The organism is Proteus sp. G2673 (genome assembly GCF_009915125.1).
GTDB classification, from domain to species: Bacteria; Pseudomonadota; Gammaproteobacteria; order Enterobacterales; family Enterobacteriaceae; genus Proteus; species Proteus penneri.
Window position 1 is genome coordinate 214,866 of record NZ_JAABLT010000020.1, and the last position, 23,258, is coordinate 238,123.

At 36.3% G+C, this 23,258-nt stretch carries 19 protein-coding genes and 1 other annotated feature; of the genes, 6 read left to right on the plus strand and 13 right to left on the minus strand.

Annotated elements, in window-relative coordinates; all coding sequences use genetic code 11:
* Position 1 precedes the first annotated feature (1 nt).
* From GWI59_RS11045 to GWI59_RS11055, 3 genes are all read left to right on the plus strand, one after another.
* Positions 2-823 carry a fimbrial biogenesis chaperone gene (locus GWI59_RS11045; RefSeq protein ID WP_161671390.1) on the plus strand — a complete coding sequence of 274 codons (822 nt, stop codon included), beginning with the start codon at positions 2-4 and terminating at the stop codon, positions 821-823.
* Positions 824-865: 42 nt separating this feature from the next.
* Positions 866-3,409, plus strand: coding sequence for a fimbria/pilus outer membrane usher protein (locus GWI59_RS11050; protein ID WP_237584403.1), 2,544 nt, complete (start codon positions 866-868; stop codon positions 3,407-3,409).
* Between the two features lie 332 nt (positions 3,410-3,741).
* Positions 3,742-4,863, plus strand: coding sequence for a hypothetical protein (locus GWI59_RS11055; protein ID WP_161724639.1), 1,122 nt, complete (start codon positions 3,742-3,744; stop codon positions 4,861-4,863).
* A gap of 434 nt (positions 4,864-5,297) precedes the next feature.
* Here GWI59_RS11055 and GWI59_RS11060 read toward each other — a convergent pair whose 3' ends face one another.
* Together GWI59_RS11060 and GWI59_RS11065 are read right to left on the minus strand one after the other, a co-directional pair.
* The gene (locus GWI59_RS11060) at positions 5,298-6,632 is read right to left on the minus strand and encodes a dicarboxylate/amino acid:cation symporter (RefSeq protein WP_161724641.1); all 1,335 of its coding nucleotides are present in this window, start codon (positions 6,630-6,632) and stop codon (positions 5,298-5,300) included.
* 527 nt (positions 6,633-7,159) lie between these two features.
* The gene (locus GWI59_RS11065; protein WP_109400803.1) at positions 7,160-7,660 is read right to left on the minus strand and encodes a YbaK/prolyl-tRNA synthetase associated domain-containing protein; all 501 of its coding nucleotides are present in this window, start codon (positions 7,658-7,660) and stop codon (positions 7,160-7,162) included.
* A 313-nt stretch (positions 7,661-7,973) separates the two neighbouring features.
* Between GWI59_RS11065 and yiaY the strand changes: the two genes are divergently transcribed.
* Entirely contained in the window at positions 7,974-9,125 is a 1,152-nt protein-coding gene (gene yiaY / locus GWI59_RS11070; protein ID WP_072062843.1) for an L-threonine dehydrogenase, read from the plus strand.
* Positions 9,126-9,228: 103 nt separating this feature from the next.
* On the opposite strand, the gene hisIE is transcribed toward yiaY, so the two are convergent.
* Genes hisIE through hisG form a run of 8 tightly spaced genes read right to left on the minus strand, consistent with a single transcriptional unit; the run spans position 9,229 to position 16,358 of the window.
* The gene (gene hisIE / locus GWI59_RS11075; protein ID WP_161724645.1) at positions 9,229-9,846 is read right to left on the minus strand and encodes a bifunctional phosphoribosyl-AMP cyclohydrolase/phosphoribosyl-ATP diphosphatase HisIE; all 618 of its coding nucleotides are present in this window, start codon (positions 9,844-9,846) and stop codon (positions 9,229-9,231) included.
* Positions 9,846-10,619 (minus strand): imidazole glycerol phosphate synthase subunit HisF, encoded by a 774-nt coding sequence (gene hisF / locus GWI59_RS11080; protein ID WP_161724648.1) that lies wholly within the window; start codon positions 10,617-10,619, stop codon positions 9,846-9,848. Before hisF ends, hisIE begins: the two co-directional genes overlap by 1 nt.
* Positions 10,601-11,338 (minus strand): 1-(5-phosphoribosyl)-5-[(5-phosphoribosylamino)methylideneamino]imidazole-4-carboxamide isomerase, encoded by a 738-nt coding sequence (gene hisA / locus GWI59_RS11085; RefSeq protein WP_161724651.1) that lies wholly within the window; start codon positions 11,336-11,338, stop codon positions 10,601-10,603. The genes hisF and hisA overlap by 19 nt, the downstream gene beginning before the upstream one ends.
* 6 nt (positions 11,339-11,344) lie before the next feature.
* Positions 11,345-11,935: an imidazole glycerol phosphate synthase subunit HisH gene (hisH, locus tag GWI59_RS11090; protein ID WP_161669154.1), complete on the minus strand. Its 591-nt coding sequence runs from the start codon at positions 11,933-11,935 to the stop codon at positions 11,345-11,347.
* Positions 11,935-13,002: a bifunctional histidinol-phosphatase/imidazoleglycerol-phosphate dehydratase HisB gene (gene hisB / locus GWI59_RS11095; protein WP_072062838.1), complete on the minus strand. Its 1,068-nt coding sequence runs from the start codon at positions 13,000-13,002 to the stop codon at positions 11,935-11,937. The genes hisH and hisB overlap by 1 nt, the downstream gene beginning before the upstream one ends.
* Positions 13,003-13,051: 49 nt before the next feature.
* The gene (hisC, locus tag GWI59_RS11100) at positions 13,052-14,134 is read right to left on the minus strand and encodes a histidinol-phosphate transaminase (RefSeq protein ID WP_006537501.1); all 1,083 of its coding nucleotides are present in this window, start codon (positions 14,132-14,134) and stop codon (positions 13,052-13,054) included.
* Positions 14,124-15,452 (minus strand): histidinol dehydrogenase, encoded by a 1,329-nt coding sequence (gene hisD, locus GWI59_RS11105; protein ID WP_161671396.1) that lies wholly within the window; start codon positions 15,450-15,452, stop codon positions 14,124-14,126. Before hisD ends, hisC begins: the two co-directional genes overlap by 11 nt.
* A gap of 6 nt (positions 15,453-15,458) precedes the next feature.
* Positions 15,459-16,358 carry an ATP phosphoribosyltransferase gene (gene hisG, locus GWI59_RS11110; protein ID WP_006537499.1) on the minus strand — a complete coding sequence of 300 codons (900 nt, stop codon included), beginning with the start codon at positions 16,356-16,358 and terminating at the stop codon, positions 15,459-15,461.
* Between the two features lie 44 nt (positions 16,359-16,402).
* Positions 16,403-16,532 (minus strand) — a sequence feature (His leader region).
* A 357-nt stretch (positions 16,533-16,889) separates the two neighbouring features.
* On the opposite strand from hisG, the gene GWI59_RS11115 reads away from it, so the two are divergent.
* Positions 16,890-17,711, plus strand: a complete 822-nt coding sequence (locus tag GWI59_RS11115) for an SDR family oxidoreductase (protein ID WP_006537498.1) — start codon at positions 16,890-16,892, stop codon at positions 17,709-17,711.
* Position 17,712: 1 nt separating this feature from the next.
* On the opposite strand, the gene GWI59_RS11120 is transcribed toward GWI59_RS11115, so the two are convergent.
* Complete coding sequence (locus GWI59_RS11120) at positions 17,713-18,333, minus strand: glutathione S-transferase family protein (protein ID WP_006537497.1); 621 nt, start codon at positions 18,331-18,333, stop codon at positions 17,713-17,715.
* 158 nt (positions 18,334-18,491) lie between these two features.
* On the opposite strand from GWI59_RS11120, the gene GWI59_RS11125 reads away from it, so the two are divergent.
* A complete protein-coding gene (locus GWI59_RS11125) occupies positions 18,492-19,694 on the plus strand; it encodes a serine hydrolase (RefSeq protein ID WP_072062835.1) in 1,203 nt (400 codons plus the stop codon).
* Between the two features lie 150 nt (positions 19,695-19,844).
* Here GWI59_RS11125 and GWI59_RS11130 read toward each other — a convergent pair whose 3' ends face one another.
* Together GWI59_RS11130 and GWI59_RS11135 are read right to left on the minus strand one after the other, a co-directional pair.
* Entirely contained in the window at positions 19,845-21,515 is a 1,671-nt protein-coding gene (locus GWI59_RS11130) for a formate--tetrahydrofolate ligase (protein ID WP_161724654.1), read from the minus strand.
* A 364-nt stretch (positions 21,516-21,879) separates the two neighbouring features.
* Positions 21,880-23,244, minus strand: a complete 1,365-nt coding sequence (locus GWI59_RS11135) for an L-serine ammonia-lyase (RefSeq protein ID WP_072062833.1) — start codon at positions 23,242-23,244, stop codon at positions 21,880-21,882.
* Positions 23,245-23,258: the final 14 nt, after the last annotated feature.

The window sequence follows — 23,258 nt, forward strand, 5'->3', positions numbered from 1 at the left end:
TATGAAAAAAACTAATATTCCAAAAAATATATTTAATATAAAGGTGTTGATTTTAACTTTAATGTTAATGTTCTTCTATAAAAGTACATTAGCTAGTGATGTTCATTTAATGCAAAATAGCAATACCGATACAGGGATTAGTTTTTCTTTAAAAAATTATATTTATAATGAATCTAGTAATGGTGTAAGCATAGAATTATCTAATAATAATGATATCAATTATTTAATAGAAACTTCTATTTTTGAAAATGATAATAAAAAAAATAATCCTAATAATTTAGGTAATGAAGTTCCTTTTATTATCTTACCTCCTTTATACAAGTTAGCACCTAATTCAGCTTTTAGTTGGAGAATAAAACGTTCTAGTAATGAATATAAAAATCAAAAATTACCAGAAGACAGAGAAACTTTATTTTGGATTGCATTAAGAGCAATTCCAGAAGAAAAAGAAAGAAAAAATAGTGATGATAAAAAAGAAACATCTTTAGTAGTAACACCGACATTTTTTTTTAAATTAATTTATAGGCCTAAAAGTATTGAAGAACTCTCTGTAGAAAAAGTAGAGTCCGATAAAAAAATAGTTATAAAAAGAGAGGGTTCATCTATTTTATTAACTAATAACTCTCCTTTATATATCACTTTTTCTAAGGTTTTAGTAGGTGAAATACCTTTATATTTTGAAAAAGGAAGACCTATTTTTTTACCTCCATTTAGTCAGAAAAATTTAGTGATTCCACCTAATGTTTCTGGTGATATTTATTGGCAACTAAGTGATGAAAATATGCTTGATCTAAAACTTCATCGTTTAGAGAGTAACATTTAATAACAATTTAAGGAATGGCATAAGATTATGAAGTGTTTTAAATTGAATAATATAAAGGGATTTACAAATTTTATTTGTATTTTATACCTTACTATGCCATCTCTAGCTAAAGCTGATAATTACTTTGATCCTAATTTATTAATGCAAGGATCAGAAGATATTGATTTAAGTCAGTTTTATCAGGAAAATACACTTTCAGTAGGAACTTATAATTTAAACGTTAATGTTAATTTATCTCCTATGGGAGATTATGATATAAAGTTTGAAAAGAATGATCAGGGTAAAGTTATACCAACATTAACACCTAAATTATTACGACTATTTGGTGTTGATGTAGATAAAATAAAAGATTTAAAAGGGTTAGCTGATGATACTGTTATTTATAATATAGAACAGTATATTCCTAATGCTAAATTAACTGAAGATATTAGTCAGTTAACGCTAAATATTTCAATCCCTCAAGTTTATATGAAAAGTTCTTTTGGTGGGGAAATTCCTCCTGAGCTATTAGATGATGGGGTTACTGCCTTATTATTTAACTATATGGCTAACTTTTCTAGGAATAAACAAACGTCTTCAGGTACATCAAATAGTTCTAATGTATATGTTAATTTAAATGGTGGGGCAAATATTGGTCCATGGCGTTTACGTACAACTTATAGTTATTCTAAAGACTCTGTAAAATCGGAAAATAATGTAAATTTTAAAAATACTTATTCCAAATTCTCTAATACCTATATTATGCGGGCAATCAATCATCTCGCATCAACTTTAAAAATGGGTGAAGTTAGTACGAGTGGTAATTTATTTGATAGTATTCCAATGAAAGGGATCTCTTTAGCAACTAATGTGTTAATGAGACCTAGTAGCATGCGTGGATTTGCGCCTGTTGTTTCGGGGGTTGCTAATTCTAATGCGACAGTTACTATTCGCCAAAATGGTAATATTATCTATCAAACATTTGTAGCTCCTGGTAATTTTAAAATTGAAGATATTCCAGCTAGTGGTAACTCTGGGGACTTAGAAATTACTATCGAAGAAGAAGATGGTTCTAAACGGGTTACGACACAACCTTATTCATCTTTACCATTGATGACTCGCGAAGGGCAGTTTGAGTATGAATTTGCTGCTGGTAAATATAATGGTTCAATACGAGAAAATTCTAAGAAAAGTAATTTCGTATTAGGAACTTTAGTTTATGGTTTACCAAAAAATATTACATTATATGGTGGTGCGTTACTCGCTAAAGATTATTCTTCTCTGGTCGTTGGTACTGGCTTCTCTTTAGGCTCATTTGGTGCTCTTTCTACTGATGTGACTTTATCTCGTGCGAAACTAGATAACACTTATACAGGTAAATCTTACCGCCTACGCTATTCGAAAAGTATGTTATCAACAGGAACATCTTTTGATTTAACAACATTACGATATTCAACATCAGATTATTACTCTTTTTCAGACTTTAACGGTTATGGTTATAATTTAAAAGATAATATAGCCCCTTGGTTAGGTTATAGACAGCGTTCAAGTTTTCAAACAACTATTTCTCAGTCTTTAGGCTACTATGGCTCTATTTATTTGAGGGGAGCAAGAACGAATTATTGGGGAAATGATAATAAAAATACAACATTAAGTGTTGGTTATAATACCAATATAAAAAATATCAATTTTAACGTAGATTACAGTATCGATCGGCTAAAAACAGCCAATAATAATTGGCCAGAAAATCATCGACTAAACTTTACCATGAGTATGCCATTTAGTGTATTATCCAATGCTGAAAGGTTTAGCTCTATGTCAGCAAATTATATGTTAACCACTGATAATAACCATAATACTTATCAACAAGTGGGTATCACAGGTGGGGCGCTAAACAATAAATTATCTTATGGTGTTTATCAACAATATAATAATGTTAACTCAGATTATGGTGGCAGTCTCAACACTAATTATTCTGGTAATATTATTAATGCGGGACTAGGTTATAGTTACTCCCGAAATAATCAAAATATTAATGCTAATTTAAGTGGTGGGGTGGTTGCACACTCTAAAGGAGTAACATTATCACCATTATTAGGTTCAAATATTGCTGTAGTGAGTGCTGAAAACGCAAAAGGAGGCGAGTTAACTACTGGACAAAGCTTTGATTATTTCGATAACGCCGTTGTTACTCAACTTTCTGAATACAACCGAAATGTTATAGCCATAGATGTAAATACATTACCTGATGATGTTACTTTTACTAATACATCAATGAATGTATATCCAACAGCAGGTGCTGTGCTTGCCAAATCATTTAATACAAAGGTAGGCTACCAAGTTATTTTTAATTTGAGTAATTCTACTAAAAAAATTCCATTTGGGGCTGTGGCGACGCTTAATACTAAAGATGAATTAAATGAATTACCTAATAATGGACTAGTTGATAATTCTCAAAATCTTTATATGAGTGGTCTACCTAATTCAGGTCAAATAGATATTGAGTGGGGTAAGAATAAAAATACTTGTAAATTTGTTTACTCTGGATTAGATAAAATGACTATAAATGATAGCCCAATTAGAAATGTTAATGTCATTTGTGAATAAATTTATAACACAATAAGATGGCTATTTTATTAATAATAGCTATCTTATTGTATAAGAAGACAATAACGCTTTAATATACTTAATGAAATTGACTATTCTAATGTGGTGAGTTTTCAATTGACTGGTTGATTTAATCTTAAGTATAGATACTAAAGTAATTAAGGGTGAATAATGTATGAAATGAAAGAAGAGCAGATAATATAAAAATAAGAGTAATATTGCTAATTATATTATAAATATAACTCTATTAAGGATGACTCAACCCTTAAATATTCAATTAAATTATCATTAATGTGGTAATAAATTTTAAAATGTAAAGCGGAAACTGTAAAATGAAATTTACTAAAATAAGCTTTTTTTTACTATTAATATCATTTTCTCAGATGACTCATGCACTTAATGTTCCTGATGGTAGCAATGGATATATCGGAGAATTTTATCCTACTCAGTCTTACCTAAATGTGAGAGTTAGTAACGCTAATCGAGCTCAAGGGACGATAGGAATTAACAATACCAAAAGTTATTGTAACAAAAGTAATAATGGGGTAGGGGATTTTCTATTTCCGTTACCTGGAGGACAGGACGGCGAATATGGTCTGAAATTGTATAATAAAAATGCAAGTCCTGAGGAAAATAAAACAAATTATCTAGTTGCTGCGATTAATGGAAAAATAGTAATTCAACATTCACCTAGTAACCAAGGTATGCGTCTTAGCGCTTTTATTGATTTAAATCGAGGAAAAGCGAGCGACATAAGAGGTGAAAATAGCAACACTATTCTTACCAATGGTCCATTATGTTGGTATGGGTTTAGTACGCGGTTCGAGAGTTCACAATTAAATATAAATTCTTATTCTATTTATGCCGTTGGTAATGTTAAACCAGGTATTTATGATTTTGTTCGCCCGTTATATTGGTCGGCAGCACAACCTAAGACAGGTGGTGGTGGGTATATCGTGGATACTGTTCCTTTTTCATTTGATGATGGCCCTATTCATGTTTTAAAAAAGTGTAATGTGACACCGATGAGTTCAACTAATATACAGTTTGCACCTCAATTAGCTAAGCAATATAGCTCACCTAAATTACTTGATAAATATCTAGCTGGTATTATGGTGTCTTGCCCTAACAATGGAAGTCTCTATGTTTCATTAAAACCTTTTGGCGAATTAGTTGATTCAAGCAAGACAGGCATGAAGATGAAGCCAGATAATCCATTAAATGCTAACGAAGTAGCGCCTTACATTTCCGTTTCTGACGGTGAAAAATCGGTAACTGATGCCATTTGTAATAAAAATGATTCGAATGCTTTTGAATTTTATAATGGAAAACAGTTGGGTTCTTATAAAGATAGTTCTTTAATGAAATCATTATCATTTAATCTTTGTGCTCAAGGTAATGTCCCTGCCAATAATTATAAAGGGAGTATAGATGTTTCTATTCTGGTTGAATAAAGCACAATTTTAATTTATTTGTAGCCATCAATTAATATATTGGAGTACGGTTTATAATTCAGTTATTAGATGTTACTTCAATGAGTTAATATTGATTGATGGCTTTTTATGTAATGTTGATTTTTTAAGATGTCTGTGAAAGGTTTGTCATCTTTCGTAACTAGACGCTCTTTCAAGTAAATTATCTTTAACCATACTATTTAGTATTCTGCGAGTGGATTCGATAATACTTTTCTTATCACGAGAATCCATTCCTTTAAGCATATAAAATACGCCTGAAACATCAAAAAGAGAGGCGCCAATTTCACTTATTACCCATTCAAGATTACTAGGTTTAAATAATTATCTATTTTAGGGGAAGAATTTATACTCAGCAGTTTGAGTCACTTCCCCTATATTTTAAATAATTAGATAGAAATAACTGATTATTATTTTTAATAATAGTTTTTTATACTTTTATTCTCAGAAACTAAATTATCATCAGCAAAGTCTTCTCTGGATATTCTTCCACTAAAAACATCATTCATTCTTTCTTTATCTAAGGCATTTTCCCATCGTGCGACAACAATGCAAGCACAGGCATTACCCACAATATTGGTTAAAGCGCGACACTCTGACATAAAGCGGTCGATGCCTAAGATAAGCGCCATACCAGCAACGGGAACACTAGGAACAACCGATAATGTTGCTGCTAAAGTAATAAAACCAGCCCCCGTGACACCTGCAGCACCTTTTGAACTGATCATGGCAACAAAGAGTAATGTAATCTGTTCTGTTAATGACAAATCTACGCCCGTTGCTTGTGCAATAAATAAGGCCGCCATGGTCATATAGATATTAGTGCCATCTAAATTAAAGGAGTAACCCGTTGGAATAACTAAGCCGACAACCGATTTTTTACAGCCTAAACTCTCCATTTTATTCATTAACGTGGGTAGCGCGGCTTCAGATGAAGAGGTACCTAATACTAACCATAACTCATCTTTAATGTATTTGATTAAAGAGAGAATGGAGAAGCCGTTATATTTAGCTACAGCGCCTAATACAACGAGAACAAAAAGTAATGCAGTAAGATAAAAAGTAATGACTAACAACATTAAATTGCCAATAGAAGAAATACCATATTTGCCTATTGTAAAAGCCATGGCACCAAAGGCACCAATAGGTGCTAACTTCATTAGCATACTAACCATCTTAAAGATAGGAGCACAAAGATGCTGTAAGAATTTTAATACAGGTTCACCTTGTGAGCCGATTGATGCTAATGCTAGACCAAAAATCACAGAAACAAACAATACTTGTAAGATATTGCCGTTAACTAAAGGGCTAACGATAGTGTCAGGGATGATATTCATTAAAAAATCAACAAGAGAAGAACTATGTGCTTGAGCGACATACATTTCTACTCGGCTACTATCTAATGATTCAGGAGAGATGTTTAAGCCATCACCAGGACGAATAATGTTGGCAGTGATTAATCCAATCACAAGTGCAATCGTAGAAAATGTTAGGAAGTAAATGATTGATTTACCAGCCACTTTTCCGACTGCTTTCATGTTATTCATACCTGCAATACCCGTTACTACAGTTAAGAAGATAACCGGTGCAATGATCATTTTTACAATTTTGATAAATCCATCACCTAGTGGTTTAAAGGATTCACCAACATCAGGGTAAAAATGCCCTAATAGAATACCGAAAATGATAGCAATAATAACTTGAATATATAACACACGATAAAGGGGGAGCTTGCGGGATGAAGTCTGCATAAAAATTCCCTGTAACTGAAAGATATTGACTAAATAAAAAAGAAATTATGATGTAAATTATTATTTACATTTATTTTGTTGTAACAGGTAACTTAAAGGTATGAGTAAATCAGGTCAATAAAATAAAGTTGATTTTATCAAATATTGTGCTCTTCATCTAAAAAATTAGATTTAATTTCAATTTATCGCTATTTTTGAAATTTATTTTTCTTATATCAATAGGTTAATGAATCTATGTTTTGTTTTGATTTATCATATTTATTTAATGGATTGTGTATTTGATTTTATTTTTTGGTGAATAAAATGATTTAAATGTAAATAATTATGAAAAAGAGGATTTAAGGAAAGAATGTGTCGTCAATTATTTGTTTTTATTAAATTTATTTTAAATGGGAATTAACTAACGATAAATTCATTAATTTAAATAAAACGTTAACTAACAAACAAATAAGCCTTCAGAAAGAATAGTTATTATAATAACAATTACCCTTCGATTAGGGTAATTGTTAAAAATAGGTTGAATGTTTTTATTGTTGGTTTTCTTCATCTCGAATAAAAGAGATTAATTCAGGCTGTGCAATACGCTTATAATCTTGTGTATTAAGAATAATAGAACGCTCTAATGTACCTGCATTAAAAGCGAGTTCATCAAAACGTTCAAAAAGTAGAGGGTCGGCCACAAGCTTTAATGCAGGATGAAAACTAAAAGGCGGTATTGCGCCAAATACGCATTGAGTAAGATCATCCACTTCTTTAGGGCTTGCCAGTGATGCTCTTGTTCCACCAATTTGGTGAGCGAGTTTTGTTAGATCAGCTTGTTTGTCGGCGGGTAATATTGCAAGAACATGCTGTTTAATGCCATTACCTTTTATATGGCAAACAAGTCCTTTTGCTCCCTGTCCTAATTGTGTTCCTCTGATTTTTGCAACTTCTTCAGAACGACCTGCGGTAAGGTGTTCCATAATACGGTAAGTAGCGTGGTTTTTATCTAATAAAGCAGTAAGTTGCTCAAAAATAGTCAAAGACATCAATGACTCCTGAATCTAATTGATTATTTATTAGAGTCATTATACGACTTTAAAAAAAATATTCTGCTGTGATGTTTATAGTTGGTTTTGATTATTTTGATAAGCTTTTCAAATTATTTTATTACAAATAATAATATGTTAATAGTATTATCCTATTGAATTAATAGGGTAATTAGAATACCAATATTATATTTGTATACTATTATTATAAATAAATTGATATTTATTCATTATTTTGATGATGATCAATTTAAGAATAAAAAGAATAGAACATATTAAAACATAGATTTAATTACTAAAAAGGAAGTCAATAATGGCAGTTTCAACATTCTATATCCCTTCTGTAAATAAAATTGGTGCTGGTTGTCTTGCTGAAGCTGTAAGTTCAATGAAAGATTTTGGTTTTCATAAAGCCTTAATCGTTACTGATAGTATTTTAAATCAATTGGGTGTTGTCGATAAGGTCAGTAAATTATTGACTGAATCAGGCATTTCAAGTGTGACTTATGATGGCACAGCACCAAATCCTACTGTTGAAAACGTAGAAGCAGGTTTAGCGCTGCTGAAAGAACATCAATGTGACTGTGTGATTTCTTTAGGTGGTGGTTCTCCACATGACTGCGCTAAAGGTATCGCGTTAGTGGCTTCTAATGGTGGAAAAATAGCAGATTATGAAGGTGTTGACCGTTCTGAAAAACCGCAATTACCACTAATTTCAATTAATACTACAGCAGGTACGGCGTCAGAAATGACACGTTTTTGTATCATCACAGATACGGTACGTCATATTAAAATGGCTATTGTTGATAAAAACGTTACACCACTTTTATCTGTAAATGATTCAGAATTAATGATAGGTATGCCAAAAGGTTTAACCGCTGCAACAGGTATGGATGCGTTAACTCATGCTGTAGAAGCATATGTTTCAATTGCTGCTAATCCAATCACTGATGCGTGTGCATTAAAAGCTGTCACTATGATCAGCGAATCTTTACGTAAAGTGGTTGATAATGGTGGTGATGCGGCAGCGCGTGAAAGCATGGCTTACGCTCAGTTCTTAGCTGGTATGGCATTTAATAATGCTTCTTTAGGTTATGTACATGCTATGGCTCACCAATTAGGTGGTTTCTATAACTTACCTCATGGTGTGTGTAATGCGGTTCTATTACCACATGTTCAAGCTTATAACATTCAAGCAGCAGCAGGTCGTTTAAAAGATATCGCACAAGCGATGGGTGTTGATGTTTCAGCAATGAGCGATGAGCAAGGTGCGAAGGCATGTATTGAAGAAATTCGTAAAATGGCTAAAGATGTTGGTATTCCAGCAGGTCTGAAAGAATTAGGTGTAAAAGAAGAAGACTTCAAAACATTAGCTGAGAATGCGCTGAAAGATGCTTGTGCAATTACTAACCCTGTTCAGGGTACTGAAAGTGATGTTATCGAGTTATTCCGCCAAGCAATGTAATACGCAGGAAATAAAAAGGTAATTAAGTCATTTTTTTGTTTTTTTTCAAAAATGAAGCCGATACTTTAGGAGTATCGGCTTTTTCATATTAATGTTAATTCATTTACTCTGATTTTTTATGGCGCTCTTGTAGACAACTTATTACATCAGAGAGTGATAATGATTGATCTTGTAATAGTACCATTAAGTGATAGAGCAAATCAGAGGCTTCGTTTCTTAATTCTTCTTTGTCATTAACTGTGGCGGCTAATGCAGTTTCTACACCTTCTTCTCCAACTTTTTGAGCTATTCGTTTTGTACCGCTGGCGTAAAGGCGGGCAGTGTACGAGCTATCTGGTGAGGCTTTTTTACGCTCACGTAATATATTTTCCAGCTCATAGAGAAATCCCCACTGGCTTTGTGCAGGAGCAAAGCAACTCTCAGTGCCATTATGGCAAGTTGGTCCAATCGGGTTAGCTAAAATAAGTAAAGTATCATTATCACAATCAGGATAAATATTGATTAACTTGAGAAAGTTGCCTGATGTTTCTCCTTTTGTCCATAAACGTTGCTTAGTGCGAGAATAGAAAGTGACATTTCCACTTTTTAGTGACACATCTAGCGCTTCTTTATTCATATAGCCTAGCATTAATACATCACCTGAAATGGCATTTTGGATAATAACTGGCATGAGATTATCCACTTTTTCCCAATCTAATTGCGCTAATGTTTCACTATTCATTATATTCTTACCTTAACGTCATTTTCTGCAAGATATTGTTTTAGTTCGTTAATGTTAATAATTTGTTTGTGAAAAACAGACGCTGCAAGTGCGCCATCAACATTGGCTAATTTAAAGGCATCAAGAAAGTGTGACATTTCGCCAGCACCACCAGAGGCAATAAGAGGTACATCTGCAACTTGGCGCACTTGAGCTAATTGTTTCAAGTCATAGCCTTGTCTTACGCCATCTTGATTCATCATATTTAAAACAATTTCACCTGCGCCTAGCTTTTGAACTTCACGTACCCAATCAAGTGTTTTCCAGTGTGTTTGTTGAGTACGTTTTTCATCACCTGTGAATTGATAAACTAGGTATTCACCTGTTTTTTCATCAAACCAAGTATCAATACCTACGACAACACATTGCACACCGTAGCGTTCTGCCAAACGTGAAATCAATGTTGGTTCAGAAAGCGCAGGCGAGTTAATCGAAATTTTATCAGCCCCAAAAGAGAGAATTTTTCCTGCATCTTCAACGGAACGAATGCCACCAGCAACACAAAATGGTATATCAATGACTTCAGCTACGCGTGACACCCAGCTTTTATCAACAACCCGACCATCAGAAGAGGCGGTAATATCATAAAATACCAGTTCATCAGCGCCTTCTTTGGCATAGCGTTCAGCAAGAGGGACAATATCACCAATAATTTCATGATTACGAAATTGAACACCTTTAACAACTTGCCCATCTCGGACATCAAGACAAGGAATTATGCGTTTTGCCAACATGATATTGCCTCTTTTAATGTAAACTTGCCTTCTAATAATGCTCTACCAACAATAATACCGGCAACACCGGATGCTGGAAGATCTGCGATATCTTGTAAATCACCAATACCGCCCGAAGCTTGGAATAAAATATCAGGGAAACGCTGGCTAATTTCTTTATACAGTTCGACGTTAGAGCCCGCCAATGTGCCATCTCGAGAAATGTCGGTACATAACACATGCTTTAAACCCACACTTTGATAAAGCTCGATGATCTCTTCAAGCGTATAGGGTGAGTTTTCTTGCCAACCACTGACTGCCACCCACTTTTTGCCTTGTTTATCAATGCGAACATCGAGGGCTAACACAATGGCTTCCGCACCATAGCGCTCGAACCATGTTTTTACCATTTCGGGCTGACTGACTGCAGTAGAACCAATAACAACACGGCTTGCCCCTGCATCAAGTAGTGATTTCACATCATCTTCAGTGCGAATACCACCACCCACTTGTACAGGCACATTGACACAAGTAACAAGTTCTTTTAACAGTGGAATTTGGCGGGCAGAGGGATTTTTTGCTCCCGTTAAATCCACTAAGTGAAGTAATTTTGCACCCTCTTTTTCATATTGTTGGTAGCGTGTCAGCGGATTATCATCATAATCGCGCTGTTTGGCATAATCACCCTGATGAAGACGAACGACTTTCCCTTCAATTAAATCTAATGCTGGAATAATCATAACGGGTTACATCTCCAAAAAGTTCTTGATAAGTTGAGCACCTGCTTTCCCTGAACGCTCTGGGTGAAATTGCACGCCATAAAAATTATCTTTTTGAATTGCGCTACTAAAACGAGTGCCGTATTCAGTTTCTGCAATCGTCGATTCATTGAGTGCTAAAGCGTAGCTATGAACAAAATAGAACCAAGCATCGTCACCAAGCTCACGAAACAGAGGATGTCCCGGTTTTGCTAATACTTGGTTCCAACCCATGTGAGGTAGTGGTAATCCTGCCGTATCAAGCTTATCTATGGTGCCATCAACTAAACCTAATAAAGGAATATCTTTGCCTTCTTCGCTTAGTGAAGCCAATATTTGCATGCCTAAACAAATACCTAAAACAGGTTGTGTTAATGCTTTAATTAAAGGAATTAGCTCACGTGCTTTGAGTTGTTCCATTGCTGCTTTAGCCGTTCCGACTCCGGGTAAAAAGAGCTTATCCGCAGATAACACAACGTTTTTTTCATAGGAAACAATGGGATCATAACCAAGTCGCTTAACGGCGTAAGCGACAGAGGCTAAATTGGCACAACCTGTATCAAGAATAACCACTTTCATCACAGAACACCTTTTGAGCTTGGTAAAGTATTGCCTTCAACACGAATGGCTTGGCGCAATGTACGACCAAAGACTTTAAATAAGCTTTCAGCTTTGTGGTGATCGTTTTTGCCTTTTGATTTCAGGTGTAATGTACAACCCATGGTGTAAGAGAGTGAACGGAAAAAGTGTTCGATCATCTCTGTACTTAAATCACCGACACGTTGATATTTAAATTCGGCTTTGTATTCAAGATGTGGACGACCTGAAATATCTAATGCACAGCTTGCAAGGCACTCATCCATTGGTAATGTAAAGCCAAAGCGAGCAATACCTCGTTTATCACCTAATGCTTCGCGTAAGGCTTCACCTAAAGCAAGACCGGTATCTTCTACAGTGTGGTGGTCATCGATCACTAAATCACCTTTCACATTAATATTCATACGAAAGCCACCGTGTGTGGCAATTTGATCAAGCATGTGATCAAAGAAACCAACACCTGTGCTGATCTGACTATTGCCTTCACGATCAAGCCAAATATCGATCACGATTTGTGTTTCTTTTGTTTTTCGTTCAACGTGGGCATAGCGATCTTTTTTAGTTAGTTGCTCTGTAATAACAGCCCAATTGAGTTTATCTGTATTATAAAGCAGGCCTTTGATGCCCATATTTTCAGCTAGTTGAATATCAGTTTGTCTATCACCAATGACATAGCTGTTATCTTTATCGAGTGCGCCATCAACTAAATACTGGGTGACAAGTCCTGTTTCTGGTTTGCGACAAGGGCAGTTATCTTCAGGTTTATGAGGGCAAATTAAAACGTCATCAAATGAGATCCCTTGAGAAGAAAAAACTTGCATCATTAAATTATGAGGAGGATCAAAATCTGCTTGAGGAAAGCTTTCTGTGCCTAATCCATCTTGATTTGTGATCATAATGAGTTTATAACCCGCTTTTTGTAGCGCAGTCAGTGCGGGGATCACGCCATTTTCAAAGGCAAGCTTATCAAGTCTATCTACTTGGTAATCAGTTGGGGGTTCTGTGATTAAAGTACCATCACGGTCGATAAAAAGAATTTTTTGGCTCATGGTTGAGATCCTTCAGTTGCGATTTTTTGTTGTTATCGTTTTTAATGTTTTATACGTTTGCAGTTTGAATATTTTTTATGGCATTAATCACGCTATCACATTCTTCTGCTGTACCGATAGAAATACGCAAACAGCCATTAAGCCCATATTGACGTTGTTGATCGCGTAAAATAATCCCTTGTTCCCATAAAGTTCGGAAAACTAGAGTAGCATCAGTGAATTTCACTAAAATGTAGTTGGTTTCACTGTTATAAACCTGTTCAACATTAGGTAATTTTTTTAACGTTTCAGATAAAATGGCTCTGTTACGCGAAATTTCTGCCACTCGTTTTTTCATTATCTCAATACTTGCTTCTGTTAATGCCTGCGCAGCGATATCTGCAACAGGTGTTGAAAGCGGGTATGGCGCGATCACCTTTAGTAATAATTCAATGACAGGTGGATTGGCAAGCGTAAAGCCACAACGAAGCCCTGCTAAAGCAAAAGCTTTCGATAAGGTTCGCAAAATAACTAAATTCGGATAATCTTCAAGCCATGAAACAACTGAGGCTTGTGGGCAAAATTCAATATAAGCTTCATCTATCGCAACAATGGCTTTGTCTTTAGCCAATGCCAATACATCACGAATAAGCGAAGGATCAATAATGTTTCCTGTTGGATTATTTGGGCTACATAGATAGATAAGTTTGACATTATCAAGTTGTGATGCAATGGCTTTGACATCAGGGCTCCAATCAGCAAGAGCAGGGACAACACGCTGTTCTACACCGAAAGTTTCAGCACTAACGCTATACATGCCATACGTCGGTGGGCAATAGAGCATTGCGTCTTTACTCGGCTCACAAAAAGCACGAATAAGGAGCTCAATAGCTTCATCTGCGCCACGGCTAACTAAAACTTGATTAGTATTTACACCGGCATATTTTGCATAACGGCTAATAACGTTAACAGGTTGACACTCAGGGTAACGGTTTAAGTTTTTTTCATTAAAAGTAAAATCAGGAGCGATAGGGTATTCATTTGCATTTAACCAAACAGAACCATTTCCGCCTAAACGTCGAGCAGATTGATAAGGCGTCAGTTCGCGTACATTTTTTCTGGCAAGTGTGGTGATATCAAATTCAGTTTTCATCGTTATTTTTCCCCTGAGCCAAAGCATTAACACGAAGTGTGACCGCATTTTTGTGAGCGGTTAATTGTTCAGCTTGTGCTAATATTTCAATCGTTTCTGCTAAATCGGATAAACCTTTTGCTGTCAGTTTTTGTACCGTCATTCGCTTCATAAAGTCAGCTAAACCTAAACTGGAGTAGGTTGATGTATAACCATAAGTTGGTAGAACGTGATTCGTGCCAGAAGCATAGTCTCCTGCAGATTCAGGCGACCAAGCACCAAGAAAAACAGATCCGGCGCTGGTAATGCTATCAACACGAGTATCAGCATCATTGGTTTGAATAATTAAGTGCTCAGGACCATAGCTATTACTGATTTCAATACACTGATCGAGATCGCGAGTAATAATGACTCGACTTTCAGCTAACGCTTGTTTGGCAATTTCAGCTCGGCTTAATTGAGTAAGTTGTGTTTCCGTTTCAGTGATAACCGCTTTTGCTAAGGTTTCATCGGGTGTTAATAACACGACTTGTGAATCTGGGCCATGCTCTGCTTGCGACAGTAAATCAGCAGCAATAAATGCAGGATTTGCATCCGCGTCAGCAATCACTAATACTTCAGAAGGGCCTGCTGGCATATCGATTGCTGCACCTTGTAGCGATTGGCTGACTTGACGTTTGGCCTCTGTTACATACGCATTACCGGGGCCAAAAATTTTATCTACTTTAGGGATAGATTCTGTACCAAACGCCATGGCTGCAATCGCCTGCGCGCCTCCTACTTGGAAAATTTCATCAATACCAATTTGTTGAGCAATATATAAAATTTCATCAGCAATAGGAGGGGGAGAGCAAAGAATAACTTTGCGACAACCTGCAATACGTGCTGGGATACCTAACATCATGACGGTTGAAAGCAATGGCGCTGAACCTCCGGGAATATAAAGTCCTACTGCATCAATTGCTCTGCTTACTTGCTGACAAAATACACCGGGCTGAGTTTCTACGTTGATAGTGTTAGGAATTTGCGCCTCATGAAAGCGACGAATATTATTCATCGCCTGTGCTATTGCCTGTTTTATTTTGCTATCAAGTCGTGATGAGGCTTCATCGATTTGCGATTTTGACACCAAAACACTTTCCGGCGCTGCCTTATCGAATTTTTGGCTAAGCGTTTTAAGCGCTTTATCTCCCTCATTGCGTACCTGTGAAATGATGCTAGCAACTTGTTCTGTAATTGAACCTGATGCAGAAATAGCAGGGCGAGTTAATAGCTGTTGTTGCTGTTCTCTCGTGTATTTATTCCAGTAAATTAATGTACTAAAACCTGTTTTCATCATTTCACCTTATTCCATCATTTTTTCAATTGGTAAAACAAGAATTGAACTTGCACCTAGTGCTTTAAGCTTTTCCATTGTTTCCCAGAATAGGGTTTCGCTACTTACCATATGCATCGCAACGCGATTTTGGTCTCCAGCCAGAGGTAAAATAGTGGGTCTTTCAGCTCCCGGAAGTAATGCGATGACATCTTCAAGACAATCACTTGGTGCGTGTAACATAATATATTTTGATTCTCGAGCTTGAATAACACCTTGAATACGCGTTAGTAAGCGGTCGATAAGAGCTTGTTTATCAGCTTCCATCTCACCATCGCGTTGGATCAAACACGCTTTTGAGCGATAAATCACTTCAACTTCTTTTAAACCGTTGGCTTCTAATGTTGCGCCAGTAGAAACTAAGTCACAGATAGAGTCAGCAAGGCCCGCACGAGGCGCGACTTCAACAGAGCCGTTTAATAAACACGATTTAAATTTGATACCTTTTTGGTCTAAATAACGTTTGAGCAGGTTTGGATAAGAGGTTGCGATACGAGTATTATTTAAGCATTCCGCACCTTGGTAATCAAAATCGACAGGAGTCGCAAGAGATAAACGACAGCCACCAAAATCAAGACGACGCAATGTTAGATAACTGGGGTTTTCACCTTGTGAACGACGCTTTAATAACTCTTCTTCTAAAACGTTTTCACCGATGATCCCTAAATCAACAACGCCATCCATGACTAATCCAGGAATATCGTCATCTCTAACACGTAAAATATCGATAGGCATATTTTCTGCATAAGCAATCAGACGTTGTTGGTTTAAATTAATTTTGATGCCACAACGTGCTAAAAGGGCGCGAGATTCATCACTTAAGCGACCCGATTTTTGCATTGCAATTCTTAATCTTGTTTTGTCTAACATAATATTACCCTGTCCTTGTCTTAATTTTTTGTTTGAAAATTAGCTATAAAAAAACCCCGGAAGTTGCCTTCCGGGGTTTTAGTTGTTATCTGCATTCAGACCACCGGAAGCGTTTCTTAAACGTCTTCCAGCACTCATCGCCTGAAAGACTAGTCAGGGTGATGGTGATGATGGTGGTTTAGTTGAATGCTATACATAATTATTTTCCTAGCTAATAACACTATTTGTTATTTAATCATGCCTGTTACTGTTAATCTCTATTTAGTAACCTGCATTTAGAATTTGTCTGCCTTTCAACCTACATGATTTACAAAGCAGAAAGCAACCTATTTTTTAATAATAATTTAATTATTTTATAACCTTTTGTTTTTAATGTAATTTTAATATTTCTCTTATTTACTTAATGGGATAAGTAGGCGAGTATATAGGGAGATGTAAAATGTTTACGAAATATAAGTATTGTTTATAGGTAATGGCGAAACTGAAATTTTATAGCATACTTTGACTAAGCCATTTAAGTAGGGGAGCAAAATGAAACGAATAACCATCGTAGGATTAGGTTGGTTAGGTTTACCACTTGCCGCTGCGTTGCGTGATGCAGGCTATCAAGTTAAAGGGACTAAAACCACCGAAGATGGCGTAGAAGCAGCAAGAATGAGTGGCGTTGACTGCTGTTTAGTGAATTTAACACCCGCAATTGAATGTGATAGAGATGATTTTGATTACTTAATGGAAACAGACGTTCTCATTATCACGTTACCACCTAGTGCTGCTGGTGGTGGTTATGATTATGTTGAAGCTATTCAGACGCTGGTGGATAGCGCAATGTCTCGTCATGTTACGAGAGTCATTTACATTAGCTCTACTTCTGTATATGGCAATCAAACGGGTAATATCACGGAAGAAATGGATATTCGGCCAGAAACACAATCAGCAAAAATGTTAGCAGAAGTTGAAAACTGGCTACATCGTTTACCGTTGACTACGGTTGATATTCTTCGGTTAGCTGGATTAGTCGGGCCGGGTCGTCATGCAGGACGTTTTTTATCAGGTAAAAAACAGGTAAAAGGCGCTCATCAATGCGTTAACTTAGTTCACTTAGACGATGTAATTTTTGCAGTCGAACAACTTCTTGCGCAGAATGAAGGTGGCCATTTATATAACCTATGTGCTCCTATTCACCCTAAAAAGAAAGATTTTTACTCAAGAGTGTCTAATCAACTTGATCTTATTCCACCAGAATTTGTTGAGGAAGAGAAGCCTTTAATACGAGAGATTGATGGTCAGCAGATCTGTCGAGATCTTGGATTCCATTACCATTACCCAGATCCCGACAAAATGCCAATGAATTAACTTAATTTACAGGCAGTAACACGATATCACGGAAAATAGGTCTTTCACTTAATCGTGCAAACCAACGCTCAATGTGAGGGAAATGTGGTCTATCTTTGCAAACTTCTAGCCATGGATAGACCAATGGTGCTATTGCTATGTCAGCAAGAGAAAGAGTATCTCCTGCAAAATAAGTTGTTTTTGCCAGTTGGTCGTCAGCAATTTTAAGGAGTTTATTAAGCTTCTCTTTCAACTCGTTAATAATCTCAGGATTTTGTTGCTCTTTAGGCGTACGAACAATCATGATCATCATTTGTTGGATGGGAGCAAATAGGCTGCCATTTGACCAGTCCATCCATTTTTCTATATTTGCTCGTTGTTTTAGAACAATGGGATAGAGTGTGTTATTTTCATATTTTGTACATAAATAACGAATAATGGTATTAGACTCCCATAAAGCAAAGTCATCATCTTGTAAGGTTGGAATAGATGCGTTGGGGTTGATCGCTAAATAATTTACTTCATTGAGTCCACCAAAAGGGCCACCAACATCGATTTGCTCATAAGGAACATTTAATTCCTTTAAACACCAAAGAACTTTTTTAACGTTAGATGAGTTTTTTCTACCCCAGACTTTTAACATAAAGGTCTCCTAAACCACGATAAGTAATAAAATTTCCCTCTATAGGGCGCCTAAATATGAATATAAGATAAATCTCTACATATCAATGTTGGCGTCTTATTCCAGAAAGCCATATAGTAGGAAAGCTTTAACAAATTGATATAAAAGGGTGATCGGTAATGACAAAAAATATTCCATCTGTTCTGAGTAAGGTTACCGCGGGAATGGGTTTACTGCTAATTATTTCTAGTCCTTCATTTGCAGTAAATAATCCAGTGGCTCCTCAAATTGAGGCAAAATCTTATGTATTAATGGATTATAACAGCGGAAAAATTCTGGCATCAGAAAAACCTGATGAGCGTTTAGATCCTGCTAGTCTTACAAAAATCATGAGTAGCTATGTTGTTGGGCAAGCTATTAAAGAAGGTCGTATGTCACCTGACGATATGGTTATTGTTGGGCGTAATGCATGGGCAACAGGAAATCCGGTATTGAAGGGATCATCATTGATGTTCTTGAAACCGGGTGATCAGGTCAAAGTGATTGATTTAAATCGCGGTATGGTTATTCAATCTGGTAATGATGCCAGTATCGCATTAGCAGAACATATTGCGGGTAGTCAGGAAACCTTTGTTGATTTAATGAATTCCTATGCTAAGAATCTGGGTTTAAAAAATACATACTTTAAAACTGTTCATGGGTTAGATTCTGAAGGGCAATATACAACAGCACAAGATATGGCATTACTCACAGCAGCCATGATCCGCGATGTTCCTTCAGAGTATGAAATACATAAAGAAAAAGAATTTACATTCAACAATATTCGTCAGCCAAACCGTAACCGTTTATTGTGGAATAAAAATATGAATGTCGATGGTGTGAAAACAGGTCACACTAATGGAGCAGGGTATAATCTTGTTTCTTCGGCAACCGAAGGTGATATGCGTTTGATTGCTGTTGTTTTAGGAGCACCATCAGATAAAGTACGTTTTGCTGAAAGTGAAAAGTTATTAGGCTGGGGTTTTCGCTTTTTTGAAACGGTAACGCCAGTAAAAGCAGCTACACCATTGACAAGTCAAAAAGTGTGGTACGGCGATAAAGGTGAAGTGGCATTAGGGGTTGCTAATGATGCCTCAATTACCATTCCTAAAGGTGAATTGAAAAATCTGAAAGCCTCTTTTACGTTAACTAATCCTGTATTAGAAGCGCCGTTAACTCAAAACCAGGTTGTAGGTACAGTTAACTTTTTATTAAATGATGAAGTGATTGAACAACGCCCACTCGTCGTAAAAGAAGCGGTTGAGGAAGGCGGTTTCTTCAGCCGTATTTGGGATTTTGTTGTTAAAACTGTATCCGGTTGGTTTAATGCTATTTTTGGTTAATTTATCAAGAATGGATCTATCAAAGCGTTACTGAGTTTTTCACCCAAAAAGAAAGACTAGTTGTTATTTTGATATGAAAAATCCGTAATTGTTTAATGATTACGGATTTTTTTATATTCAATAAAAATGGGGAAATATCTACTTTAGAGCTTAAATAAGACCATCGATCTTACCTTGATTATCAACATTAACAGTGATAGCAGCAGGTGTTTTCGGTAGTCCGGGCATGGTTGTGATAGAGCCTGTTAAGGCGACAACAAAGCCAGCGCCAGCAGAAACATACACTTCACGAACATTTATTGTAAAATCAGTCGGGCGACCTAATAACTTGGGGTCATCTGAGAGTGAATATTGAGTTTTAGCCATGCAAACAGGGAAATGAGAAAACCCCATTTTTTCTATTTTTTCCAACATGTTACGAGCAGATTGACTATAAGTCACACCATTTGCGCCATAGATCTCTTTTGCGACAGTATTAATTTTTTCACTAAGCGAGGCATTATCAGGATAAATTAATTGGAATTGGCTATGCTCATTTTCAAGTGTATCAATGACTTGATTCGCTAATTCAATACCACCTTCCCCTCCTTTTTCCCACACTTTTGTAATTGCAAATCGACAATTTCTATCTTGGCAGAATTGTTTGATAAACTGATGCTCTGCAACGCTATCGGTAACATAGGCATTAAGTGAAACAACCACAGGTAAGCCGTATTTTTTAAGGTTTTCAATATGTTTTTCTAGATTGACAATACCTTTTTTAAGTGCACTTAAATCTTCATTATTCCACTCGGCTTTACCTAAGCCACCGTTATATTTTAGCGCTTTAGTGGTGACAACAATAACGGCACAATCAGGGCGTAATCCACTCATTCTGCATTTTATATCAAAGAATTTTTCAGCACCTAAATCAGCACCAAAACCCGCTTCCGTAATAGTGATATCAGCAAGTTGAAGAGCCAATTTTGTCGCTCTTACGCTATTGCAACCATGAGCAATATTAGCGAATGGGCCACCATGAATAATGGCTGGCGTATTTTCGAGTGTTTGTACTAGATTAGGATTAATAGCATCTTTTAACAAACTGGCCATTGCGCCAACGGCTTGTAAATCATTAGCAGTGATAGGATCGCCATTGTAAGAATAAGCAACAATGATCTGAGAAAGTCTTTGTTTTAAATCTTGAATATCCTCAGCTAAACACAGGATTGACATAATTTCAGAAGCAACAGTAATAACAAAGTTATCTTCTCTTGTAATACCGTCTTTTTCGCCACCCAATCCCACAACAATATTTCGTAAAGCGCGATCGTTCATATCCATACAACGTTTAAACACGATTTTTTTAGGATCGATATTTAAAGGATTACCTTGATAAATGGAGTTATCAAGCATGGCGGCCAGTAAGTTGTTTGCTGATGTAATAGCATGAAAATCGCCAGTAAAATGAAGATTAAGATCTTCCATTGGTACAACTTGAGAATAACCCCCCCCAGCAGCTCCCCCTTTCATGCCAAAACAAGGGCCTAATGAGGGTTCGCGTAATGCGATAATGGCACTTTTTCCAATATGGTTAAGGGCTTGCCCTAATCCAACGGTGACGGTTGTTTTACCTTCACCAGCAGGTGTTGGATTAATTGCTGTAACTAAAACTAATTTTCCGGGCTTTTTGGCCGCAATTTTTGACCAAATACTGTGGCTAAATTTAGCTTTGTATTTGCCATAAAACTCGATATCATCTTGATCAATATTTAAATTTTTCGCAATTTCTTGAATAGGTAAGAGGTGTGCTTCTTGGGAGATTTGAATATCTGATTTCATTTTAGTTCTCTTTTTATCCCGCTGATGATGTCTCTAGTGATCTTTACTTATCAACTTTAGACAATAATCTAAATATCACCAATAGATTGATTAATTTGTAGTTATTTACTTTAGATAACGCGTTTATCGTCACGCCATTTAAATAATTTATGTAGTTATCTCCTATTTTTTCTTTAAACTATCTGTATTGAGTGATGCTTTGCTCGTTTGAAAAAACATATTTTAACTAAGGATAAAAATTTAATCTCATACAAAAAGATGATATTAAAAAAGAAGAGTAACGAGATAGATACTACACAAACAAAAAAGGCGCTGATATCAGCGCCTTATCTATTGTAGCTATCTGGATTTAAGATCCATGGGTTTAGTCACAGGATATTTTAATAGCTAATCCACCTTGAGAGGTTTCACGATATTTAGCATTAATGTCTTTACCGGTTTCGTACATTGTTTCAATGACTTTATCTAAACAAATACGAGGGTCGCTGACACGACGTAACGCCATACGCGATGAGTTTACTGCTTGTACAGCGGCGATAGCATTACGTTCAATACAAGGAACTTGTACTTGTCCTGCAACTGGGTCGCAAGTAAGCCCTAAGTTATGCTCCATCGCAATTTCAGCTGCAATGCAAACTTGTTCTGGGCTACCGCCTAAAAGTTCCGTTAATGCACCTGCTGCCATTGAACAAGCAACACCCACTTCGCCTTGGCAACCCACTTCAGCACCTGAGATAGATGCATTCATTTTGTAAAGTGAACCAATAACGCCAGCAACTAAGAAAAAGCGAGTGTAAGAGTTTTCATTTACAGGACGAATAAATTTATCATAGTAAGACAATACCGCTGGGATAATACCACAGGCACCGTTTGTTGGTGCAGTAACAACACGTCCACCAGCCGCATTTTCTTCATTCACAGCAAGGGCAAACATATTAATCCAGTCAACAACCGTCATTGGGTCTGTTGTCGTTTTATCTTCTGTGACTAACATACGGCGTAATGCAGAAGCACGGCGCGGTACGCGTAATGGCCCTGGTAATAAGCCTTCGGTATTTACACCGCGCTCAATACCTGATTTCATCACTTCCCAAACAGCAGCTAAATGAGCCGAAATTTCTTCTTTGCTACGTAATGCTAATTCGTTTTGCATCACTAATGCAGATAAAGAGAGCCCTGTTTCTTTACAATGGCGACGTAAATCAGCCGCATATTGATAAGGATAAGGGACTTGAACTGTATTTTCTTCAGGTTGGCCAAAATGCTCTTCATCAACAATAAAACCGCCACCAATAGAATAATAAGTTTTTTTCAATAGAACCTGTTCACCATTATAAGCGGTGATTGTCATGCCGTTCTCATGGAGGGGTAAATTGCTTTTATGGAAATTCATACCGCCTTCAACCGGAAAATCCACTTCTTTAATGCCATTTGCTAGCATTAAGCGGCCTGTTGTTTCTACTTGTTTAATAAATGGGGTAATAGAATCTATGTCGACGGTATCTGGTAAATTTCCTGCTAATCCCATAATAATAGCAATATCCGTTGCGTGACCTTTACCTGTTAAAGATAAAGAGCCATAAACATCAACGATAACACGGGAAACAGAAGAGAGAAGTTTTTTTTCAGCAAGCAAATCAACAAATTCTTTACCTGCTTTCATTGGGCCTACAGTGTGTGAGCTTGAAGGGCCAATACCAATTTTAAAAATATCAAAGACGCTAACCATAATATTCGCCTCCC